This window comes from Rummeliibacillus sp. JY-2-4R (assembly GCF_053847205.1).
In genome coordinates this window covers 2274639-2296818 of sequence record NZ_CM132623.1, presented here as the reverse complement: position 1 = coordinate 2296818, position 22180 = coordinate 2274639, and the positions used below count along the sequence as shown (strand labels likewise).

The window sequence follows — 22180 nt, the reverse complement described above, 5'->3', positions numbered from 1 at the left end:
ACATACACGAGGGGACTAGTAGATACAGGGGATAATCTAGAAACAATACTCAAAGATAAGAGTAGTGCGGACAAAAGTGCCTCTAGAAATTTAAAATATTAAAAATACATTTGCATTGTAGTAGAGTTATTCACCACTCAAATACATAACATAAATCTAATTTTGGATATTGCAATTAATCAGCAAGAAAATGAATCTCACTTTAGTGAGGTCCATTTTCTTATATTCCAATCGGGGCAGCATTACTGTAATATCTGAAGTATTTTAAGTTAGTGCAGCTTAGTTATTCCAATATAGGGCTAGATTGTTGAGGAAAGTAAATGCATATTTTAGAATGCAATTGAAGTTGTGAAGGATTAAACTTGTATTTGTTTTGACTTTCAGTCTAATTTCATTATAAATAACGCTAACCGAAATGATTAACTTTTTATACATGATGGAAGGGAACACGTGGGTGGCGAATAACGGTTATTTACTGTATTAGATTCAAAAAACCATCTCTTTTGAAAGCCAGGATGTTTCAAAAAGTAAGATTGGACGATAAGTTTATAAAGGTCAGGCGCAGTATTTTAATATGGAGTTGGAGTCGGAGGAGAACAATGGAAGGAAACAATATCTCTTAAAGCTATCGAATATTGATTCCATCTTCCTCCGAAAAACCTATAGCCATAAACTCTTTCATGCCCAACAGTCGTTAAATAGAACCAAAAATTGTCTCCGTTTCTAAGCCACATATACGTGAAACGAAAAATACAATTATCAAGCCCCCTAGGATTCTGACCATAGAAAGGCATTTGTTCCATATATCGCATAAGTTAATATTCACTCCTTTTTGAAATTAGACATATAACCAGTTTATGCTTAAAGCCAAAGCCTTGGTTGGATGTATGCCCTAAATTGTTTATGTAAGAGGATAGCAGCCACCGAGACTGTAGTGTGAGAAGAAATAATGGATCCTATGATTGAATTCATATTTTAGTTATTCAATTAAAGGGCGCTTTTCTTAAAAAAGAGACTTCTATTATTTGAGCATAGAAGTAGTTATTATATGCTTAAGTAATATGTATCTTAAAAGGGTGGTGAAAATTTGTTAGTTAAAGGTCATACTGTGCCTAAAATTTATTTGGTACAAATGATTCCAATTTTATTATGGATGATTAACAATAGGATTTTTTCGAATTCACAATGGGTACGCTATGGTTTTCTGAGATTGAAGATTTTGGTCGCTTAATATTCGATATAGTCATTTGCCTATTAGAAAGTTTTATTTATATATTGATAATTTGGTTGTATGTGTCAGTATTAAAGTATATACTTGGCAATAATCGAAAAAGAAACGAATTTAACTAACATGTGCTTTAGTTTAAAAAGAGTTCCATTTTAAAAAGGAACCGCGATTGGCGATTCCTAAGAAAATTATTTATTTGCTGCATTTATGATACTAAGCGAATTGTTAAGTGCTGTTTTACACTTGTTTACATCAGGATTTGAAGAGCGAACAGCCGCTAGCACAGAGTCAATTGTTCCATCAATTTTTGTCCATGTAGTGCTATCAATTTTTCGAAGCTTAGGTTCTTGTGTATCCCACTGTTGTTCCAAATTATCAGCGCCTTTTTTTGCTGATGCAAAGTCGTTTTTATTTACAGCGTTTAGCATATCATTTTCAAATTTAACAAAATCATTTAATTGACCTACTAATGTAGTTTGTTCTGTAGCACTTTGTGATGCAATATAATTGCTACGCCAGTTATAACCACCTATACCAACAACTAAGAAAATTACGAGTACAGCAATCGTTTGCGTTAGCACACGTTTCTTATTTGCATTACTTTGGTTTGTTTCCGGTATATCACTTTTAGCATTAGTATCAATTTTTGAAACGGCAAGGAAAATAATGATTGCTAAAATTGCGATAAGAAAAATCACACTCGTCATGGTTGTCCCGAGTCCTAATCCACCATTTACTTTTGGTTGAGAAAGATAATCTCCAAGCGACGCTCCAAGCGGACGAGTTAAAATATACGCAATCCAGAACGCTAATACTCCGTCAAGTTTCAAAAATTTATAAGCTAAGAACACAAGAGCAATAATAATAACTACGCCTATTCCCGTGTAAAGATAACCAAAACCAAGTTGTTCGGAATATAAATCGCCGACCGCTGTTCCAAGAGCAAAGGTGAAAAGAATTGTATACCAGTAAAATACTTCTCTTTTTCTAGTGAAAATCGAATGGATCGATAATGTTTTTTCGCTAAGATACCAAAATAGAAAAGTTAGTCCTAGAAGTACCGAGAAAATAGCTGTACTAACCTCAAGTGGTACGCCCATATTATCTGTCAAATTATCCGTTACCAGTGTTCCAAAAACACTTATAAGAACAACTGTTACCCAGTAAATGGCTGGTACATATTTTTTTGTTTTAAATTGAAAAAACAATGCAATAAAAAATGCTATTCCCATAAGAATGGTAGTAAAAGTTAAACCAAGTCCAATATTGAAATTGATGAAATCAGCAAATGTTTCACCAACAGTTGTACATAAAACCTTGATGATCCAAAAGAAAATCGTCACTTGTGGAACTTTGTTAAGTAAAATTTTCATTTTATTTTGATTTTCTTGCATATATAATTTCCTTTCTTTAAAGTGGTTTCCCACAACTTAATTTATTTTCCTCTCTAAATACCTATCCCAAAGTGGTTGCTTTAATCTTGAAGATAGTATCAAAAGTATGATGACTTGTGATTCTTTTGCCACTCATTTTCGACCTTAAGGTTGGATATTTTCTTGTTCAGAAAATTATAAGGCCTACTTAATGAAATCATCTCCTTTTTGGAAGTAGTCATTGTTATAAAGTAATTTCCATCTCTTATTTTCATTATTGAGTAATGTACGCCTTTATTATATTAGAAATGGGAAGGCTTTATCTTAAAAATTGATTAAATTTAACTTAAGCGTCAATTAAATATTTATTTTCCCCTCGTTTATAAAAGGGTACTGGTCGTAACTTATAGTCATCAACTATAATAAAAACAATTCTAACAATACAAATACTTTATTTGGGAGAATATAAGTAAAGGGTAATTATTTCGAAAAAGGAGAACGTTTTAATGATTTTGGAGATTATTGCAGGCTTGCTTAGCAGCATCGGACAAGATAACTCTTTAAATACGAAGAAAATTGATAAACATATTAAAGAATTGCGAAATTATCCCTGGTTTAATGAATTATATAATGATGACAAGTATCATCGTTTGTTTTTCGCCAATAGGCATGTAAGGAAGTTTTTGCAAAGTACATATCGAACTAAAAGGTTGATTAACAATTCAAATGCACAGAACTCCTTCATATGCCTTCTCGAAAAGCAAATAAGTAAAAGAAGTAAATAATCCTTTTATTCTGCTATGGTGCTATTTTAATTAAGCGGTAACGATTTTTAAGGAGCTGAAACTCTTATTATTATTAAACTCGAATTTGGTGACGATTTTATTCAATACATTTCTTGTTCAACAAAAGTAGGTAGGAAGATAAACTGTATTCAGGAAGACTTTCTAGAGTGGATATTTGATGAAGAAAAGAATACAAAAAATTGGGCTATAAAAAAATGGTGAAAGGAATTACCCTAGTTATATTGCAAATGCATTTGTTGAATGGTTAAACAAAATAAGATTTAAAAGAGGGACTGCTAAAGCTAAATTAATATCGAATCCTCAATTTAAAGTTAAAAAGGTTGTATATTATTAGTTTGATTGAAGTAGGCCATTCAAAGATTATCTACATAGAATCAAATTTAGTACAAGTTCAAGTTGAAAACTATATAGCTATATAAATTAGCTGAGTGTATTGCTATAACTCAGCGAAGCATTCAATGAGTACATTTCCATGGCTCATTCTAACCTATATAAAATAGTGGAAAAATTAAGACTATTTTACGAACCAATAAATTAGTAGATGTAAGTATAATTAATTCAAGGGAGGTTTTGTTCATGATCAGAGGACTATATGAAGCACACTTACCGGTGAAAAATTTAGAAATATCTATTGATTTTTACCAAAAGATAGGTTTGAAGTTAGCTTGGCGTGATGAAAACACCGCATTTTTTTGGTTAGAAGAAGGTGCAAGTTGGTTGGGGTTGTGGGAAGGGGATGAGTACCAAACACCATATCATCCTTCTTTAAGGCATATTGCTTTCCGAGTAACATATGAGGATTTAAAAATGTCTTTACAATGGCTTGAATCAATTCAAGTTGAAGTCGTTCCATTTGGTAGAAGAACTTCGATTGAACCTTTTATTAGGCCAAATCAAGGGAATGCTTCTGTATACTTTAATGACCCGGATGGGAATAGTTTAGAGTTGATGTGTTTTGTAGATGTTCCTAATGAACTAAAACATATTACTGACAAATTATCATTTGAAGAATGGGAAAATTTAGTTCAAAGCAAACTGAAATAATGAGAATCCTTTCATTAATATTGAACATAGTGGATATAGCACAATTACTAATAAACTCTTTTTAATCTTCTTTTTTTTCAAAATTCATCAATCGGGCTCTATCTTAGGACAGGGATTACAAAAATTTTCAAACTTTTTATAAAAGGAAGTATCACTTGATTATAGAAAAAGCGTGTTTTGATCAATCTTAATTTCAAAACACGCTTTTTCTTTTCTATGTTCTAAAAGAGCGGAATGGCAAGGGTTTGGGAGAGGCGGGAAGAATACATTGACATCAACAGCATGACATAAGATGGATGAATATTAATATTTACAATATTTATATTGAGTTAATAATCTTTATTCTATGGTTTTATTTGTAAAGGAAAATTACTCGTATTTTATAGGATGGAAAAACGCAGCTAATAGTAGAGAGGGCAAATATGAAAGCGCTACTATTTTTTGAAATATAGTACTTTAGACATTGTTAAAAGATTTCATTTATCACAAAATCCGACAAATATGTAAGAAAGTCGTCATTTATTTTAAACGGAATAACACAAAATGGTAATAAAACTTGGATATATTTAAGGCAGGCAGATGATGGTGCTGCTGGAATATATGAGTAATAATCTTACTCGAGCTTCTAGGAGGTGAAACGAGAAATAGCGGAATTTATGAAAAATCCATCCTATCCGTAGAAAAAAATACAAATTAGGAGAGATGAAGTAATGAATAAAAAACAAATGGACTCTAAGAAAGCAAATAAAATATTGTCGAAGAAATTCGCACCCCTTGTGATGTCAACATCAGTAGTGGCTGGTGCCTTTCTAGCAGCTGGTCTACCTGCTTCTGCGGCAGAGCATACTGCAAACGGCGTTCATTCGAAAGCTATTGAACAAGTGAAAAATCATGGTCAGAAAGTATCTGCATTAGCAAAAAGTCTACCAGGATCTCCTGAAAAAGGTAAACTGGTTAGTCAAGTAGCTCAAGCTAAAACCGCTACAACTAATGGGAATCTAGATGATAATTATAATATAAATGAAACAAATAATGATAGTCAACAAGAAGGCGAATTAAATGAAGTTGTACCAACTGAAGAAACAGCAGCACCTGCAGCTGAAAAAGACCAAGTAGATGATGGTTCAAAAGCAACTGAAGAAGATAAAGCAGGCGAAAAAACAGCGACACCAACAGTTGAAGAAGATAAAGCAAGCGAAGAAACAGCAACACCAACAACTGAAGAAAATCAAGTAGATAAAGGTACAAAAGCAGTTGAAGAAGATAAAGCAAGCGAAGAAACAGCAACACCAACAACTGAAGAAAATCAAATAGATAAAGGTACAAAAGCAGTTGAAGAAGATAAAGCAGGCGAAGAAACAGCAACACCAACAACTGAAGAAGGCCAAGCAGATAAAGATACTGAAGCAGTTAATGAAGATAAAGCAAGCGAAGAAAATGTAGCACCAACAGTTGAAGAAGATAAAGCAAGCGAAGAAACAGCAACACCAACAACTGAAGAAGATCAAGTAGATAAAGGTACAAAAGCAACTGAAGAAGATAAAGCAGGCGAAGAAACAGCAACACCAACAACTGAAGAAGGCCAAGCAGATAAAGGTACAGAAGCAGTTAATGAAGATAAAGCAAGCGAAAAAACAGCAATACCAACAACTGAAGAAGAACAAGTAGATAAAGGTACAAAAGCAGTTGAAGAAGATAAAGCAGGCGAAGAAACAGCAGCACCAACAACTGAAGAAGGCCAAGCAGATAAAGGTACAGAAGCAGCTGATGATTCAAATGCAATGATAGATGAAACTTATCAATTTATCGATAATAGCTATCGAAGTATTATTGGGTTCTATCAATCATTTATAGCACAAAAATTAGCACAAACAAGTGAAGAATCTCAAAATGTGGATGATAAAGGATCTGATGTATCAGCTGATGATAAACAAACAGATTCAACAAAATCACCTAATACAAATGATGAAACTAATACAACAGAAACTTTACCAGCAACAGATGCAACAAAAACCTTACCAGGAGTAACAGATGCAACAGAAACTTTACCAGTAACAGATGCAACAGAAACTTTACCAGGAGCAACTGATGCAACAGAAACTTTACCAGGAGCAACTGATGCAACAGAAACCTTACCAGGAGTAACTGATGCAACAAAAACTTTACCAGAAGCAAATGATACAACAGGTGCAATACCAGAAGCAACTGATGCAACAAAAACTTTACCAGGAGTAACTGATGCAACAGAAACCTTACCAGAAATAAATGATACAACAGATGCAATACCAGAAGCAACTGATGCAACAGATACAACAGGTGCACCTTCTGATGTAGCGGAAAATACAGCATCAGATTCTCAAGAACCAGTACAAGCATCTGATGAAATGAGTCAAAATGAGGTAGAAAAGGAATCAGACCAAATCTCTTTAAAGGATAAAGTAATAGGATATTATCAAGATCTAGTAGCTTCATTTGCTAACCTTTTGAGCTTCTTAAAATAAGAGGGAATCATAATAATCAATCATAGTATAAGAGAGTATTTGCTTTGAACTAAATAAAAAGAGGAAGGGGAATGAATAAGGAGAATATTCATTCCCTTTTTTGATAAATGTATAAAAAATAAATTCAATTAACAGGTGTTATCCTTGAGTAAGGGTAATGCTCTTTTACATATAAAAGCCAAATTATTAATGCTAACTTATTAATGGACTTTTCGGAAAAATGGAGTTATATTCACATTGTGAATAGACAGATAAAATTTTGGAGGGATATAGTATGAAACATTTTACAGAAGAAGAAAAGATAAAAATTTTATCTGATATTATCGCGATTAAATCTATTAACGAAAATGAAATTGAAGTGGCAAATTACTTGAAAGATTTATTTGCTGAATACGGCATTGAATCTAAAATTGTTCCAGTTACAGACACTCGTGTGAACTTAGTGGCTCAAATTGGAAGCGGGAGTCCAGTTATTGGCGTTTCCGGTCATATGGATGTCGTTTCGCCTGGTGATGTAAACAAATGGACAACAGATCCGTTCATATTGACAGAAAGAGACGGAAAATTATACGGCCGCGGAACAAATGACATGAAAGCAGGTTTAGTAAACCTTGCTTTAGTGATGATTGAACTCAAAGAAAATGATGAACTAAAAAATGGTACTGTCCGTTTTATGGCTACAACTGGTGAAGAAGTCGGTGGCGCAGGTTCTAAAAAATTATATGAAGAAGGCTATATGGATGATGTTGATTATCTATGGGTAGCTGAACCTTCTCATGATACGATTATTTACTCTCACAAAGGATCACTTAACTTGCGTGTAACATCTATCGGTGAAGCTGCACACAGTTCTATGCCTGACCAAGGTTATAACGCGATTAATCCATTGATGGAATATCTATTAGAATTAGACAAAAAATTGAATGGCGATGATCGTAAAAATGAAGTTCTAGATAAATTGGTTATGAGTACAACTATTTTTAATGCAGGAAACCAAGTAAACTCAATTCCAGCAAAAGCCGTAGCTGAAATAAACATTCGTACGATTCCAGAATTTGATAATGAAGAAGTGATCGACTTATTCAACACAACAGCTAACAAATACAATAAAGAAGGCACTAATATTGAAGTGGAAGTGACGATGTCATTACCAAGTGTATTCACTTCAGGAAAGTCTGAAATGGTTAATCTTGCTAAGAAGCTCGGTAAAAAATATTTGGATTTAGAAATTTTCGTTAAAGGTTCTCCAGGGGTAACGGATGCATCAAACTTATTACGGGGTAAAGATGAAAACTTCCCATTCATGATGTTTGGTCCAGGCGAAACAAAAATGGCTCACAAAACTGATGAATATGTCTACAAAGATTACTACTTGGCATTTTTTGATATCTATAAAGAGTTAATTTTAGGATTATCTAAATAAAAAAGAGATTTTTTAAATCAAAAAGAGGTGACTATCAGTTTTGATGGTCATCTCTTTTTGATTTGCTTATTCGTCAAATTAAGTTGTAGCGGAGTAATTCAAATGATGTAATAATCCGTTCATCTTCTATTCACACAAGAGATGTAATCTTAAGAAGTCAAAAAGAAGGTGGAGGAATTAATGATGAATCTTGCATTTAAAGAAATCAAGAAAAATAAAGTAAGATTTTTAATATTAGGTTCAATTGTTTTTCTAGTTAGTTTGTTAACTTTTATTATTTCAGGCTTAGCTAATGGATTATCCCAGGATAATGCTTCATTAATTAAAGATTTACCAGAAGGACAATTTTATATGAATCCGGAGGCAGAAGAAACCTATAATATGTCTAGAATCGATACTGGTATGCAGGATAAGTTAATTAATGATTATAAAGATGCTACAGCATTATCCATTCAAATGGGTTTTTTGAACGATCGTAATGGCAAACAACAAAGTGTCGTTTTTGTTACTTCAACCGAGTCTGACCTATTTCATGATGTCAAAGCCGGTGAAATCTTATTAGATCGTTCAATGAAGGATAAAGGGATAAAAGTGGGAGATATTTTAACAAACCCTCAATTTAACGGAGAGTTTATCGTAAAAGGTTTTGTTGACCAAAAAAAATTCAGCCATGCCCCTGTCGCTTTTGTTAATATTGAAAATTACAAAGAGATTTATAAAGTAAATGAAATGCAATTAGTTTTCATACCAAGAGAAAATTCTGCTCAAGAAATCATGGGGTTACAATCATTTTCAAAGCAAGAATTTCTCAAAACAATCCCAAGTTATAATGCAGAACAGATGACTTTAAATATGATTGTTTGGTTTTTAGTCGCAATTAGTGGAATGTTATTTGCCATCTTTTTCTATATGATGAACGTTCAAAAGATTGGTTTGTACGGTATTTTAAAAGCAATTGGTTTAAAAACAAGTAGATTATTTACAATGATGTGGACACAAATGATTTTTATTACAATCACTTCACTAGCTTTGTCTATTGCACTTGGCCAAGGCATTAACTTAATTGCACCTGAAGGAATGCCTTATAGGTTGTCCACTGAAACAACGGTGATTTTATCTTCTGTATTCCTAATGATAGGATTTATTGGCACTACAATCGCAAGCTTACAAATTAAAAAAATTGAACCATTACAAGCAATTCAACAAGGAGAGATTTAATATGTCTTTATTCACACTTAATAAAGTGAAAAAAACGGTTAATAATGGGGAAATTAAAGAAGAAATACTAAGAGGAGTGAATCTAACACTTAGAGAAGGTGAAGTAACAGCATTAGTAGGTGCATCAGGTTCAGGTAAGAGTACTCTACTTACAATAGCAGCAGGACTTCAGCTAGCTTCAGATGGACAGGTAATATTTGAGGGAGAAAATATTAATGCCATGAATCAAGACCAAGTTCGGGAAATACGAGCAAAAAAATTTGGATTTGTATTTCAATTTGCGCATCTTGTTCCTTTTCTTACAGTAGAAGAACAATTAATGTTAATGCTAGATGTTTCTGAATCGAAATTAAAGAAACAAGAACAAAATAGTGAAGTAAATAAAATTCTACAATTAGTTGGAATGGAACATCGAAAAAATGCATATCCATCATCACTGTCAGGTGGGGAGAAACAAAGAGTTGCAATTGCACGAGCTATTATTCATAAACCTAAAGTTCTTTTCGCTGATGAACCAACTGCAAGTCTAGATTCAAAAAGGTCTAAAAATGTTATGTCAATAATCCGAGACATAACTAAAAACTTGAACATTACTACCCTTATCGTTACCCACGATGAAGAAATACTCATTTATGCTGATCGCATAATTAAAATGAGCGATGGTTTAATTATGTAGGATTAAGATTTAATCCTTGTACTTTAAGAAAAAGTTATTACACTTATAATTTTTAATATACAGCCCGTCATATTGTATTGGGCATTTTCTTCATATACAGTTTTTTTCGTGGAAATAATTATAATTTTATACGGGGGGTAATTTAATGAAAAATATTTTAATTGTTGATGATGATATCAATATTTTAAAATTAGTAAATATCCACTTAACTGAACAAGGGTATAAAGTATTCCTAGCAAAAGATGGTATCGAAGCTTTGAACATACTTCATAAGGAATTATGTAATCTAGCCCTAGTAGATGTTATGATGCCTTTTATGGACGGCTACGAACTCACGAAAGAGATTCGAAAGAAGTATGATATTCCTGTCATTCTATTAACAGCCAAAAATCAAATCGAGGATAAGGAACAAGGATTTCGTGCAGGGACAGACGACTATTTAGTCAAGCCATTTGAACCGAAGGAATTAAGTTTCCGAATAAAAGCTTTATTACGGCGATATGACAATCAATCTGACGAAACCATTATACAAATCGGAAGTACAGTCATAAATAAAAAAAGTTATGAAGTCCAAAGTGGAGCTCGAACAATACTTTTACCTTTAAAAGAGTTTGAACTTTTGTATTTTCTGATGTCAAATTCAATGCAAGTATTTTCCAGGGATCATCTCATTGAACAGATTTGGGGTTTAGATTATGAAGGGGATGAACGAACAGTAGATGTTCATATTAAAAGATTAAGAGAACGATTTTCTGAATTTACGGATGATTTTCAAATTAAAACAGTGCGTGGAGTCGGATATTTATTGGAGGCAAAACGCGGATGAGATCTCTTTATGTAAAATTTGTTGTGATGACCGTTGGTATCATGATTATAAGTAGTGTGGTCTCCTTTTTACTCTCTAACGCTTATTACCAGCAAAAATTAAAACCCTATAACGATCAAAAAAACACAAAAATTGCGCAATCTATTGCTTCGTTTGTAAACGATTATTCAAGTATAAATCTCCATGACTATTTAGAAAATATCTCTACAATTGGATATCAAATTTATTTAGTTGATTCTTCCAATAATCAATCTTATTTTGGTGCCTCTTTCAGAAATAAAAATCTATCCGTTTCAACTCAAAAGTATGTGTTGAATGGGGGGATTTATCATGGAATGCTTCATTTTCCCCAAAAGACATTTGTAACTGGCTTTTTTGCAAATGAACTAGAAAATACAATTGGTGTTCCGTTGAAATATAAAGGAAAAAACTATGCATTATTCATTAGACCAGATATCAAACTTCTTTTTAATGAAATGCACAATTTATTTGGTTGGATTCTGATACTTTCTATAGCCTTGAGCATAGTCATGGTGATGTTTAGTACTAAATATTTAGTAAAACCGATATCAAGCCTAACAAAAGCGACCAAATTACTTGCAAATGGTCGGTTTAATGTAGATCTTTCTGTTGCTCGTCATGATGAGTTAGGAGAACTAACTCAAAGTTTTTTAAGCATGTCGAAAAAACTTGAACAAATGGATGACGTGAGGAAAGAATTCATCTCCAATATATCTCATGATATACAATCACCACTTTCAAATATTAAGGGATATACGAATTTACTGGAAAATGAATCCATAAGCCAAGAAGAAAGAAGCCAATACATTTCAATCATTAACGGTGAAATTAGACGACTTTCTACCTTAACTAAACAATTGTTACTACTCGCGTCATTAGATCGTAATGAAGATATATTGAAGAAAAAATCCTTCAACGTGAGTGAACAAATAAAGGAATTAGTTCATCATTACCAATGGTTGGTAAGTGAAAAGGGGATTATGCTTAGCTACTCATTACCAAGTATAGAGATTACTGGGGACCAATCCTTGCTTAATACGGTTTGGGATAATCTTTTATCTAATGCAATTAAATATAATAAACCGAGCGGAAGCATAGATATATCCATAGAAGATAAAGGAGAATTTGTTTCCGTAACTTTTAAGGATACAGGAATAGGCATGAAAGATACGGAAAGCAATAGGATATTTGAACGTTTTTATCGAGTAGATTTAGCACGTACAAGAACAATTGAGGGATCAGGTTTGGGATTATCGATTGTTGCTACCATTGTTAAACTGCATGGGGGGCATGTGATTGTGAATAGTAAAGAATCAGTGGGATCTACTTTTATTGTAGAGTTACCAGTTAGGTAGAAATTTCATTATTTTTTTCAAATCTAATGATTGGTGGTGTGATTATTATTGAATACTATTCAAAAGATGTATGAGCATTTAAATTGGGCTAATCAACGTATTCTCGAAACATTGCAAAGTATTGAAGATGAAAATCAAGAGGTGTGCCATTTATTTTCCCATATCCTTTTTGCAGAAAAAGTATGGCTAACTAGATTACGAGGATTGGACAGTTCACAATTGCCTATATGGTCAGAGGTCGATATAGAAGTATGTGCAGAACTTGTTTTGCAAAATGAAGAGAGTTTAACATCATTTTTAACTAATTTAGCAAATACAGACCTATACAAATTAATATCCTACACAAATAGTAAAGGAAAAGAGTTTAAGAGTTCTGTACGGGATATTTTAACTCATGTAGCATTGCATGGTCACTACCATCGAGGACAGATTAACTCACGACTTCGAGCAGATGGTATTGAACCAATTAATATTGACTTTATTACATTTGTGAGATAGTTGTAATCGGTTTATGATGTCATGTATTCACATCAAAAAAGTCTGAAATGGTTAATCATTGCTAATGAACTCATTTTTTAAACAATAAAGAGGTGACTATTATATTTTGATGGTCATCTCTTTTTGCTTTGGTTCTTTCTACGTCAAATAAAGTCTTGAAGAATTATACAAAAGTAAATGAGGCAGGTTTCTTAATGAAGAAGTAGTGATAAAGAGGATGACTTTTCCATCATTTGCGTAATTGGAGTGAATAAATGTTATAAAAATTACAAAAAGGAATTATGAGATTGTCCTTGACATTAAATGGAGCTACAGAACATATCCTTAACTGATTTTCATTTGTTTTGGAGGGAGTGTCCAAGATGGTCGTGAGATATAAGAATAATTGGATTCCAACAAAAACCCTTGATGAAATGTCAGGAACAGAATACGATGTCCTAATTGTAGGGTCTGGTCCCGGAGGTGGGGCAGTATTACAAAGACTTTGTGAATTATGGAAGTATCAAGGAGCTAAGAAGATTGGGATTTTGGAAAAGGGAGATAAATTATTTCATTCCCACGCGCAAAATATTCCAACCCAGAATGTTAATACATCAAGGGATGAACTGGTTCCAAGTAATTCAACTCCTTTAGGACAACGTTTACCGCAATTTTCCGGTGCAACAATGGTATATGCACTTGGAGGCAGGTCGTTATTCTGGAATGCAGCAACCCCAAGACCGATAAGTTCCGAGCTAAATAAATGGCCGATTAATCGGAGAGAGTTAGATGTATATTATGGAATGGCTGAAAAATTATTGCATACAACAAAGGATTATGCGAAAGGTTCATCCATGCAAAATATTATGTTAAAACGACTTCATGCTGCAGGAATTTTAGAAGCTGATGATATGCCTCTGGCTTTTGATATGACACCTTCGCATCAAGGAGAAATCCACTCCAATCCATGGTATAGTTCCATTAATGCTTTGGCAGCGGCTCGTTTTGATCGGCAGTATGATCTTGCAGTGGATGCATATGTATATAAAGTGAATGCACCTAATGGGAGAGTATCAAGTGTGGAAGTATTTGATGCGAATAAGCAGTCACACACCATACGAGCAAAGAATGTAGTAGTTTCTGCTAGCACTCTAGAGACTCCGCGACTGCTGCTTAATTCAGGAATTCAAGGACCAGCAATTGGACAATACTTGACAGGCCATGTGTCGATGATTGGGATTGGAACGATTAGTAAAAGAGAATTTTCGGATAACCTTGGAAATCTTTCTATATTAAAGTTTGAAACGGATGAGGATCCGTTTCACATCCAAATACTAGGACCAAACCAGTATTGGTCATACCAGCAATTTGAAGATAAGGTATTACCAGATGAGCTCATGGTTGTATACGCAACTTTTGGCAGAGTGGAGCCAAGAAAAGAAAATAGGGTATATGTTGATCCTAATGATACGGATGAGTACGGTGTACCTTGGCAACAAGTTCAGTATTCCTTAAGTGATAAGGATAGAGAAAATGCTAAGAACGTAGAAGATGGAATTAGACGATCTGCAAAAGCCATGGGAGTAACTCTCGATGAATCTTCTTTGGTTCTTCGTCCACCAGGTGCTGACATGCATGAGTCCTCTACCTGCAGAATGGGTGATGATCCAAATACTTCAGCGACAAATCGTCATGGTCAAATACATGGTGTTCAAGGTTTATTTATAGCGGATAATAGTGTGCTTCCAAGCCTAACTGCAGCTGGCCCTACTCTTTCTAACTCTGCTTTAGCTATTAGACTAGCAGATCATATTGTTCGACAATCAGGCCAATCTTAAATTAACTTTCAATTCATAAAAAAGAAGTCTAGGCATTTTGCCTAGACTTCTTTTTAAAATGTATTATTAATTATTTAGATTAAGACTAGATTTCACTCGTAATAGGCTACTTCCATACCCTATGAATCCTCCAATAATAGCAGGGATAATCCATCCAAGCCCAATGTCATACATAGGAAGAATAGCATTGAAGAAATAATCGATAGATGAAAAGTGTATACCAGCCCCATTTAATCCATCAAAGAAACTAATAATAAATGTGAAAAATAAGCTTCCTTGATAAACTTCAGCTTTTCCCTTAAAGAAGGGATGTAGGAATGTTAAGAAAATTAATACAATAGCCAATGGATAAATGGCTGTTAATACAGGTACAGAAATAGCAATTAACTGTGTTAATCCAATATTAGCAACAACTGCACTAAAAATAGATAAAATAATCGCAATGGTTTTGTAAGAAATCTTTGGAAGAAGTTTATGGAAGAATGCAGAACAAGACGTAATAAGCCCTACGCTTGTAGTTAAACAAGCAACTGTAATCATTAATCCTAATAAGATTCCGCCATAAGTTCCAAAATAGTATTCCGAAACCTTTGCTAAGATAGTACCACCATTATCTAATGATCCAAGTTTCTCTACACTTGTAGCCCCAATGTATGTAAGAGCTGTATAAACGGTTGCTAGGATAATAGCGGCAATTGTAGCTGCTTTTGCGCAAACAATCAGAATTTGTTTGTTAGTTTGTGCACCTTTTGCCTTAATAGCATTAATGATGATAATACCGAAAACAAAAGATGCAAGAGTATCCATTGTTAAATACCCTTCTCTAAATCCATTAAAAAATGGCTGTACGGTATACTTCTTAATAGGTGCTTGGATATCGCCGATTGGATAAATACAGGCAACAACTATTAGAATCCCAATAAACGTTAACTTGATTGGAGTCAGAATTTTACCTACGATTTCGACAATTTTCGCAGGATTGAGAGAAAGAAAGCATGAAATACCAAAAAAGATGATGGTAAAAATAAGTAAAGGCAGAGAGCTAGAATTTTCAGATAAAAAAGGTTTGACACCTATCTCAAAAGAAACGTTTCCCGTTCTTGGTAATGCAAATAAAGGACCTATTGCTAAATAAAGAACTGTTGTGAAGACAATACCAAAAATAGGATGCACACGACTCGCTAATGACTGTAAATCATCTTTACCAGAAAAACCAAATGCTAACACACCAAGTAATGGCAATCCAACGCCTGTTACTAAAAACCCTGCATTAGCTGACCAGATATTCGTGCCTGCTGATTGGCCAAGCATGGGTGGGAAAATTAAATTTCCTGCCCCAAAGAATAGTGCAAAAAGCATTAAACCAATAATTACTATAAATGAAAATGGTACTTTATTAGACAAGTTAAAACCTCCGTGAAATAACAAAAAATACTATTTCTAAAAAACTAAAATTTTTAGAAAATTATAAAAATGTTGAATGTAAACAGCACTAACATATTATAATCAAGTCATGTTATTATTTCAATAATATTTTTAATTTTTTATTATATATCCTTCTGACTAGATTCCAAATTTCAATCTAGCCTTATCCTATTAATTGTTCTTACCTAACCTAGGTCTTATATAAGTTATTGGTTATTTTAATAAAAAATAAATCTCAATTTAACTATGAAAGAAATAGTTTGAAATCTTTATGTATTATTATTTTAAAACTGTGCCTAATAACCCTATTATTCAAATTAATAAAATAGATATTGAAATTACCCCCTTTCTATTTTGAAAGGGGGCTTCATAATTTATCTAAATAGGATAATGAATCACCATGCTTATCCTTGTAATTGTATTACCGGAATTATGGTAAACATGTGGCTTATCAGCTCTAAAGCGTATGGAATCTCCATTTTTTACTGAATATTCTTCATTATTTATGCGGATTGTCAGTTCCCCATCAAACACTGTTATAAATTCTTGTGTTCCTTCCCTATGTGGTTCAGCACTTAAATAAGCACCTCTATCCATTTCTACAGAATACATTTCAAATCGTCTTCCATCTTCAAAAGGAAAAAACGGATACAGTCTGTATTTACCGTTATCTTCATATAACTCTTGAATCTCATTTTTCATCACAATCACTGTATCTGGTTGAGGTTCATTGATAAGGGAAGTAAAAGAAACTTTTAGTCCGTTTGCTATTTTCCACACTGTGCTAATAGATGGATTTGATTCCCTCCGTTCTATTTGTCCCAACATGGTTTTACTTACACCTGTCATTTCTGCAACCTTATCGAGGCTTAATTTTTTTTGTTCACGAAGCGCTTTAAGATTTTTCGCAAGTACAACATTAATGTTCTCCAAAAGTATTCACACCTCCTATTGTGCGCTATAACGTCCATGTTGTATAATTACAAAGTATAATCGTTAAAACGTACATTTTGTACATTATAACATATAAGGGGGGGATACCAAATGTCATTAGTTCCGTTTTTGCTTTATGTTTTTGTGACCAGTTTTACACCTGGACCCAATAATATCATGGCTATGTCAAATGCAAATAAATATGGATTTAAAAGGTCTCTCAATTTTGTCTTTGAGGTAGCAATCGGTATGTTGGTTATAATGTTATTGTGTGGTTATTTTAATCTTCTATTGTATAGTTTCATACCTAAAATTAAGTTCGTGATGAGTATTTTGGGAAGTTTGTATATGATTTACCTTGCATTTAAAATAATGAGGAGTAAAACGCAGAAAAAAGGTGAGGATGAGAAGTTAAACTCGTTCTTTTCTGGCATACTTTTACAATTTATTAATTTCAAGGTGATATTGTACGGCGTTACTGCAATTTCTCTTTTTATCTTTCCGTTTTACAAATCAAATATAAGTATGATTTTATTTTCGGTTGTTCTAGCTTTTGGCGGATTTGCAGGTACCGCTTTCTGGGCGATTTTCGGGTCATTGTTTCAAAAATTTCTATCAAAATATGAAAAACCATTTAATGTAGTGATGGGCTTATTGCTCATCTATAGTGCAATCTCAATTTTTTTCGAAGGGTAGTTCTAAGAAAGAGTAGAAAGTTTATTAAATCCAAATAATGTATTTTTACTTTATACTTAATAGAGATACTAATTAAAAATGATTATTGGGGGAAAGGTAAATGAGTGAATTGAATGATTTATTTCGTAAAAGAATTGGCTTTCCAGAGAATGTGGATGTAACATTTGAAACGTTGAATCAAATTCTTGAAAAAACGGCGACAAGCATTCCTTTTGAAAATTTATGTATTGTTGAAAATAAAACAAGTGATATTACTAGAGAAAACTTAGTCAATAAAATACTAGTAAATAACGAAGGCGGACTTTGTTATGAGTTAAATTCGATCTTGTATTTCTTCTTAATCGAAAATGGCTTTAATGCAGCCCTTGCACGTGGAGTGATTTACAATAATGCTACACAAAACTATTTAAAACTTGGAAGAACACATGTAACAATTCTTCTAACTCACGAAAATCAAAAATACTTAATCGATACAGGCTTTGGAGGGAATTTGCCATTAAAACCTGTTCCATTTAGTGGAGAGGCGGTAACCTCTAGCAATGGGGAATTTCGGATTAAGAAAGTGAAAAGTGAACATGGAGATTATATACTTGAGATGAAATTGAAACACAAGGATACAGCATGGAAAATAGGATATGCCTTCGATTCCCGGAATCCTATATACGATGTTTCTGAATTTAATGAAATCCAAACGATTATCGCCGAACACGAAGAATCTTCATTTAACAAGAACCCTTTAATTACACGACTTACAACAGAAGGAAATGTAACCTTAACTAATACTTCATTCACACAATGGATTGATGGAAATGTTACAAAAGAAGAAATTGACAATTCTAGGTTCAAAGAGCTATTGAAGGAGTATTTTAATCTTAAAAAGAGATAAAGCTTATAACACCAGAGGCGGGGAGCAGAGTACACTAAATTCATGAAACAGACTTAAATTGGATGATATTAGGGTATCGTTCCCTTGAAGAAGATGGGATAGAGCCAGATTATTTCAGCACATCTATTATAAATAGAAAGAGGTTAAAATGTTGAGGAAAACAAATGATTTTTTTAAAAATGAATCATTTTAAAATTGCCTTCCTTGCGCTAATGGTTGCAATTGTACCTCTCGCCGGCTGGTCAATGCCCACCCATAACTTTTTTGACAAGCCCGCTAAGACAGTCAAGAATACACCAGGCTATTTGCACCATGAGTTTGCGAATCTCGAAAGCAAATTTGATGCCCGGCTTGGAGTCTATGCTATCGATACAGGTACAAATCAGTTGGTCTCCTATCGGTCCGATGAACGGTTCGCTTACGCATCTACTTATAAAGCACTTGCCGCTGGTGCATTGCTGCAGCATAACTCAATTGATAAAATCGACGAATTAGTTACATACACCAGTGAGGTCATCGTTTCGTATTCACCTGTAACACAGCTTCACGTAGATACCGGGATGACTCTTCGGGAAGTTATGGAGGCTGCTGTTCGATATAGTGACAACACCGCTGGTAACCTTTTATTAGAGAAGTTGGGAGGCCCTAAAGGATTTGAAAGTGCACTGAGAGAGATTGGTGACAATGTTACCCAAGTTGATCGCTACGAGACGGATTTGAATTCAGCTATACCTGGAGATAAACAGGACACAAGCACACCAAAAGCACTTGCTACCAGCCTCCAGGCTTTTGCAACTAGCGACTTGCTTTCAACTGAAAAACGTACAATTCTGACGGATTGGATGCGGGGAAATACTACTGGTGATGCATTAATCCGAGCTGGTTCACCAAAAGGATGGGAAGTCGATGACAAGAGCGGGGCAGGAAGCTATGGAACACGGAATGACATTGCGATTGTTTGGCCACCAAATAAAGCTCCCATTGTAATCGCAATTCTATCCAGCCGTGATACACAGAATGCCATTTATGACAATACGCTTATCGCAGAATCTGCAAAGGTCGCACTTAACGCTCTTAAGTAGAAAAATTAGTATGTGATGAAGATTGTTGAAGAGTAAACTGTGAAAAGAAATAAAAAATAGGCTAGTCCACTATACCAAGGGCCTAGCCAATTACTTATATAATTAATATAAAGTTGATAATTCTTTTTGCATATTTTTAATAAATAAAATTACATTAACTTTATTAGAACCATTCGTCTATTATACTTAAATCGCACAATCATTTCGTCTTACCAGATGCGCTGCAGGGCCTGAAATGTGTGGATTAGAACAAAACCTGAGGAGTGTAAAATTTACTGAGGTTTTGTTTGTATTTATCCACAACATCTATTGGGTAAATTTTGATAGGTGACAGGCACCCTAAATTTTAAGAGAATTATCAAACTGTATAAACAGTTTTACGGTCAGCAGAGATTTTGAACTTACTTTCATCCTCTATATAACGCGCATCTCCCTCAGAGGAATAATACCATGTTTTTTGATTACCTTCTGCCTCAAAGATATTCAATTCTTCATGAAATTCTAAAAGTGTATCAGCTGTTTCTCGGTCGGTGATGAAAGAAATTTCCCAAACACTTTCATTATCTGTTGACTTTATTTCGTACTCTTTTGGTTCACAGAATAGTCTGCTTCCAACTGCATGGCGAATGTATAACATTAATCTTCACCTCCAGGTAAATCAATCAATAGGAGGAACGCATCCTGTGTTGCTTTTATTGTTAAATGGTCAAGGTCTGTGATACGGGCATCATCTCTTCTGTTAAGGATGATATCACCATTTAGTAAAACTTCTCCCTCAATGACAAATAGATAAGTTCTTCTTCCTTTTTCTTGCTCAAAATGAAGCTTTTTACCAGTATCTAATTGTGATAAATAGAGTGTAGTATCTTGATGAATCATCGCTACATTTTCGTACATGTTACCTGATACTATTGGTAATAGATTATTTCTGATTTTGTCACTATCAAATGAAATATCTTCATAAGAAGGTGTTAATTGTTTTTCATTAGGTAAAATCCATAATTGTAAAAAATGAGTTTCTTCATCTAGAGAAGGGTTAAACTCTGAATGCAACACACCCGTTCCAGCTGTCATTCGTTGAATATCACCATATTGCAATGTTCCAACATTTCCGAGATTATCTTTATGCTTTAATTCTCCCTTTAAAACTATAGAAATAATTTCAGCGTCTCGATGTGGATGAATTCCAAATCCTTTGTCAGGCTGAATAATATCATCATTTAAAACACGCAACGGGCCAAATTGGATATTTTCTTTATCATAATAGGGACCAAATGAAAAACTGAAATGACTTTCTTGCCAATCACTTGTTGCCAAAAAACGCTTGCTTGATGGATTAACCTGGATCATATAGTATCACCTTTCTAAATCATACTTTGTAATTATCTCGAATTTGAGATAATTATATAGAAGTTTGAGTGGAAATTCAAGGGCAGGATGGATTTGTAAGTAAGTTGCCTCGGGGCATCTGTTTTCTTTTTTATCATGCTCCTAAAATACGGATATTGAGCCTTAGTAGCCGTGCACTGTTTAGTACCCTTAATTAAGTGGTAAAACAATTGCATAGTCAGCAAAAGTCATTGGTTCGATACAATGATGGAGCAACAAAATAAAAAGGGGAGTGTTTAATAATGAAAATTTCTATAGATGAATTACTAAAGTTGAAAGATACTGTGAGAAATGAAATTCGTGAAACATCTAAAGAAGTTAGTCATGGAGCTTATATCGTGATAAATAACGATTTAAAAGTGGATGAAGTGACGAATGAACAGTTCCTTTCACAAGTAAATAAATTAGATGATCTTCGAAAATATGCTCGTTTTTTAAATGACAAACTGAATCTAGTAAAACATGAGACTGTATTTGATCATACTACTGCTTCTGGCGAAGAAATGGAATTGAATCTTGAACAGGCACAATGCTATGTAAAAGATCTACAAGCAACGGTCTTAACCTATAAAACTTTAGGTAGCCAAAAACCAGTTAATGTAACATCTGGTTATGCAAATGAGCGTATCATACAAGAATTCACTTATGATATTCCATTATTTAAAGAAAAGGCAAAAATGCTTGAAAAAGAAGCAAATCAATTAAGTCGGTTAATTACACGTATTTCAGTTAGTACATTGGTTGACGTACCAGATGCTGAAAACTTCATGTAATATTTTTTTCCGTTAATTACATCAGAAATTCCAACTACAAGTCTATTCTCTCGTAAAGAAAAGTTCAGCGTGAAATTAAGAGATGAAGATAATACTTTTAATTCGAGATATTTTTATTGTATTTTTTTCACTTGAGATGTAAATTGATTATGGAAGTGAGCCATATTGAAAAAAAGGAACAATATTAAACTAAATAGATAATTTCACAAC

18 protein-coding genes are annotated in these 22180 nt (G+C 33.6%); 13 read left to right on the top strand and 5 right to left on the bottom strand.

Annotation, left to right across the window (positions count from 1 at the left end; all coding sequences use genetic code 11):
* Positions 1 to 1416: 1416 nt before the first annotated feature.
* The gene (locus tag ACWV26_RS11060) at positions 1417 to 2622 is read right to left on the bottom strand and encodes a COG4705 family protein (protein ID WP_455894817.1); all 1206 of its coding nucleotides are present in this window, start codon (positions 2620 to 2622) and stop codon (positions 1417 to 1419) included.
* Between the two features lie 1361 nt (positions 2623 to 3983).
* Here ACWV26_RS11060 and ACWV26_RS11055 point away from each other — a divergent pair.
* From ACWV26_RS11055 to ACWV26_RS11015, 9 genes are all read left to right on the top strand, one after another.
* Positions 3984 to 4451 carry a VOC family protein gene (locus ACWV26_RS11055; protein WP_455894816.1) on the top strand — a complete coding sequence of 156 codons (468 nt, stop codon included), beginning with the start codon at positions 3984 to 3986 and terminating at the stop codon, positions 4449 to 4451.
* Between the two features lie 710 nt (positions 4452 to 5161).
* Positions 5162 to 6952: a hypothetical protein gene (locus ACWV26_RS11050; RefSeq protein ID WP_455894815.1), complete on the top strand. Its 1791-nt coding sequence runs from the start codon at positions 5162 to 5164 to the stop codon at positions 6950 to 6952.
* A gap of 274 nt (positions 6953 to 7226) precedes the next feature.
* The gene (locus ACWV26_RS11045) at positions 7227 to 8375 is read left to right on the top strand and encodes an ArgE/DapE family deacylase (RefSeq protein WP_455894814.1); all 1149 of its coding nucleotides are present in this window, start codon (positions 7227 to 7229) and stop codon (positions 8373 to 8375) included.
* Positions 8376 to 8558: 183 nt separating this feature from the next.
* On the top strand, positions 8559 to 9593 hold the full coding sequence (locus ACWV26_RS11040) for an ABC transporter permease (protein WP_455898228.1): 1035 nt from the start codon (positions 8559 to 8561) through the stop codon (positions 9591 to 9593).
* A 1-nt stretch (position 9594) separates the two neighbouring features.
* Positions 9595 to 10269, top strand: a complete 675-nt coding sequence (locus ACWV26_RS11035; protein ID WP_455894813.1) for an ABC transporter ATP-binding protein — start codon at positions 9595 to 9597, stop codon at positions 10267 to 10269.
* A gap of 145 nt (positions 10270 to 10414) precedes the next feature.
* Positions 10415 to 11095: a response regulator transcription factor gene (locus ACWV26_RS11030; RefSeq protein ID WP_455894812.1), complete on the top strand. Its 681-nt coding sequence runs from the start codon at positions 10415 to 10417 to the stop codon at positions 11093 to 11095.
* Positions 11092 to 12471 carry an ATP-binding protein gene (locus ACWV26_RS11025; RefSeq protein ID WP_455894811.1) on the top strand — a complete coding sequence of 460 codons (1380 nt, stop codon included), beginning with the start codon at positions 11092 to 11094 and terminating at the stop codon, positions 12469 to 12471. Before ACWV26_RS11030 ends, ACWV26_RS11025 begins: the two co-directional genes overlap by 4 nt.
* 48 nt (positions 12472 to 12519) lie before the next feature.
* The gene (locus tag ACWV26_RS11020) at positions 12520 to 12969 is read left to right on the top strand and encodes a DinB family protein (protein ID WP_455894810.1); all 450 of its coding nucleotides are present in this window, start codon (positions 12520 to 12522) and stop codon (positions 12967 to 12969) included.
* 362 nt (positions 12970 to 13331) lie between these two features.
* Positions 13332 to 14786, top strand: coding sequence for a GMC oxidoreductase (locus ACWV26_RS11015; RefSeq protein WP_455894809.1), 1455 nt, complete (start codon positions 13332 to 13334; stop codon positions 14784 to 14786).
* Between the two features lie 66 nt (positions 14787 to 14852).
* Here the strand turns inward: ACWV26_RS11015 and brnQ are convergent, their stop codons facing one another.
* On the bottom strand, positions 14853 to 16190 hold the full coding sequence (brnQ, locus tag ACWV26_RS11010) for a branched-chain amino acid transport system II carrier protein (RefSeq protein ID WP_455894808.1): 1338 nt from the start codon (positions 16188 to 16190) through the stop codon (positions 14853 to 14855).
* A gap of 399 nt (positions 16191 to 16589) precedes the next feature.
* On the bottom strand, positions 16590 to 17144 hold the full coding sequence (locus ACWV26_RS11005; RefSeq protein ID WP_455894807.1) for a helix-turn-helix domain-containing protein: 555 nt from the start codon (positions 17142 to 17144) through the stop codon (positions 16590 to 16592).
* Positions 17145 to 17255: 111 nt separating this feature from the next.
* Between ACWV26_RS11005 and ACWV26_RS11000 the strand changes: the two genes are divergently transcribed.
* The 3 genes from ACWV26_RS11000 (at position 17256) to bla (ending at position 19808) form a co-directional block, all read left to right on the top strand.
* Positions 17256 to 17840 (top strand): LysE family transporter, encoded by a 585-nt coding sequence (locus tag ACWV26_RS11000; protein WP_455894806.1) that lies wholly within the window; start codon positions 17256 to 17258, stop codon positions 17838 to 17840.
* A gap of 100 nt (positions 17841 to 17940) precedes the next feature.
* A complete protein-coding gene (locus ACWV26_RS10995) occupies positions 17941 to 18726 on the top strand; it encodes an arylamine N-acetyltransferase family protein (protein ID WP_455894805.1) in 786 nt (261 codons plus the stop codon).
* 164 nt (positions 18727 to 18890) lie between these two features.
* On the top strand, positions 18891 to 19808 hold the full coding sequence (gene bla, locus ACWV26_RS10990; RefSeq protein WP_455894804.1) for a class A beta-lactamase: 918 nt from the start codon (positions 18891 to 18893) through the stop codon (positions 19806 to 19808).
* 358 nt (positions 19809 to 20166) lie between these two features.
* Here the strand turns inward: bla and ACWV26_RS10985 are convergent, their stop codons facing one another.
* Both ACWV26_RS10985 and ACWV26_RS10980 read right to left on the bottom strand, forming a co-directional pair.
* Positions 20167 to 20445, bottom strand: a complete 279-nt coding sequence (locus ACWV26_RS10985) for a hypothetical protein (RefSeq protein ID WP_455894803.1) — start codon at positions 20443 to 20445, stop codon at positions 20167 to 20169.
* Entirely contained in the window at positions 20445 to 21158 is a 714-nt protein-coding gene (locus ACWV26_RS10980) for a pirin family protein (protein ID WP_455894802.1), read from the bottom strand. The genes ACWV26_RS10985 and ACWV26_RS10980 overlap by 1 nt, the downstream gene beginning before the upstream one ends.
* A gap of 281 nt (positions 21159 to 21439) precedes the next feature.
* On the opposite strand from ACWV26_RS10980, the gene ACWV26_RS10975 reads away from it, so the two are divergent.
* Positions 21440 to 21970 carry a hypothetical protein gene (locus ACWV26_RS10975; protein WP_455894801.1) on the top strand — a complete coding sequence of 177 codons (531 nt, stop codon included), beginning with the start codon at positions 21440 to 21442 and terminating at the stop codon, positions 21968 to 21970.
* Positions 21971 to 22180 lie beyond the last annotated feature (210 nt).

Coding starts and splice junctions, on each gene's coding strand:
- ACWV26_RS11060 (WP_455894817.1), bottom strand. CDS start 2,622: ATGCAAGAAAATCAAAATAAAATGAAAATTTTACTTAACAAAGTTCCA.
- ACWV26_RS11055 (WP_455894816.1), top strand. CDS start 3,984: ATGATCAGAGGACTATATGAAGCACACTTACCGGTGAAAAATTTAGAA.
- ACWV26_RS11050 (WP_455894815.1), top strand. CDS start 5,162: ATGAATAAAAAACAAATGGACTCTAAGAAAGCAAATAAAATATTGTCG.
- ACWV26_RS11045 (WP_455894814.1), top strand. CDS start 7,227: ATGAAACATTTTACAGAAGAAGAAAAGATAAAAATTTTATCTGATATT.
- ACWV26_RS11040 (WP_455898228.1), top strand. CDS start 8,559: ATGAATCTTGCATTTAAAGAAATCAAGAAAAATAAAGTAAGATTTTTA.
- ACWV26_RS11035 (WP_455894813.1), top strand. CDS start 9,595: ATGTCTTTATTCACACTTAATAAAGTGAAAAAAACGGTTAATAATGGG.
- ACWV26_RS11030 (WP_455894812.1), top strand. CDS start 10,415: ATGAAAAATATTTTAATTGTTGATGATGATATCAATATTTTAAAATTA.
- ACWV26_RS11025 (WP_455894811.1), top strand. CDS start 11,092: ATGAGATCTCTTTATGTAAAATTTGTTGTGATGACCGTTGGTATCATG.
- ACWV26_RS11015 (WP_455894809.1), top strand. CDS start 13,332: ATGGTCGTGAGATATAAGAATAATTGGATTCCAACAAAAACCCTTGAT.
- ACWV26_RS11000 (WP_455894806.1), top strand. CDS start 17,256: ATGTCATTAGTTCCGTTTTTGCTTTATGTTTTTGTGACCAGTTTTACA.
- ACWV26_RS10995 (WP_455894805.1), top strand. CDS start 17,941: ATGAGTGAATTGAATGATTTATTTCGTAAAAGAATTGGCTTTCCAGAG.
- bla (WP_455894804.1), top strand. CDS start 18,891: ATGATTTTTTTAAAAATGAATCATTTTAAAATTGCCTTCCTTGCGCTA.
- ACWV26_RS10985 (WP_455894803.1), bottom strand. CDS start 20,445: ATGTTATACATTCGCCATGCAGTTGGAAGCAGACTATTCTGTGAACCA.
- ACWV26_RS10980 (WP_455894802.1), bottom strand. CDS start 21,158: ATGATCCAGGTTAATCCATCAAGCAAGCGTTTTTTGGCAACAAGTGAT.
- ACWV26_RS10975 (WP_455894801.1), top strand. CDS start 21,440: ATGAAAATTTCTATAGATGAATTACTAAAGTTGAAAGATACTGTGAGA.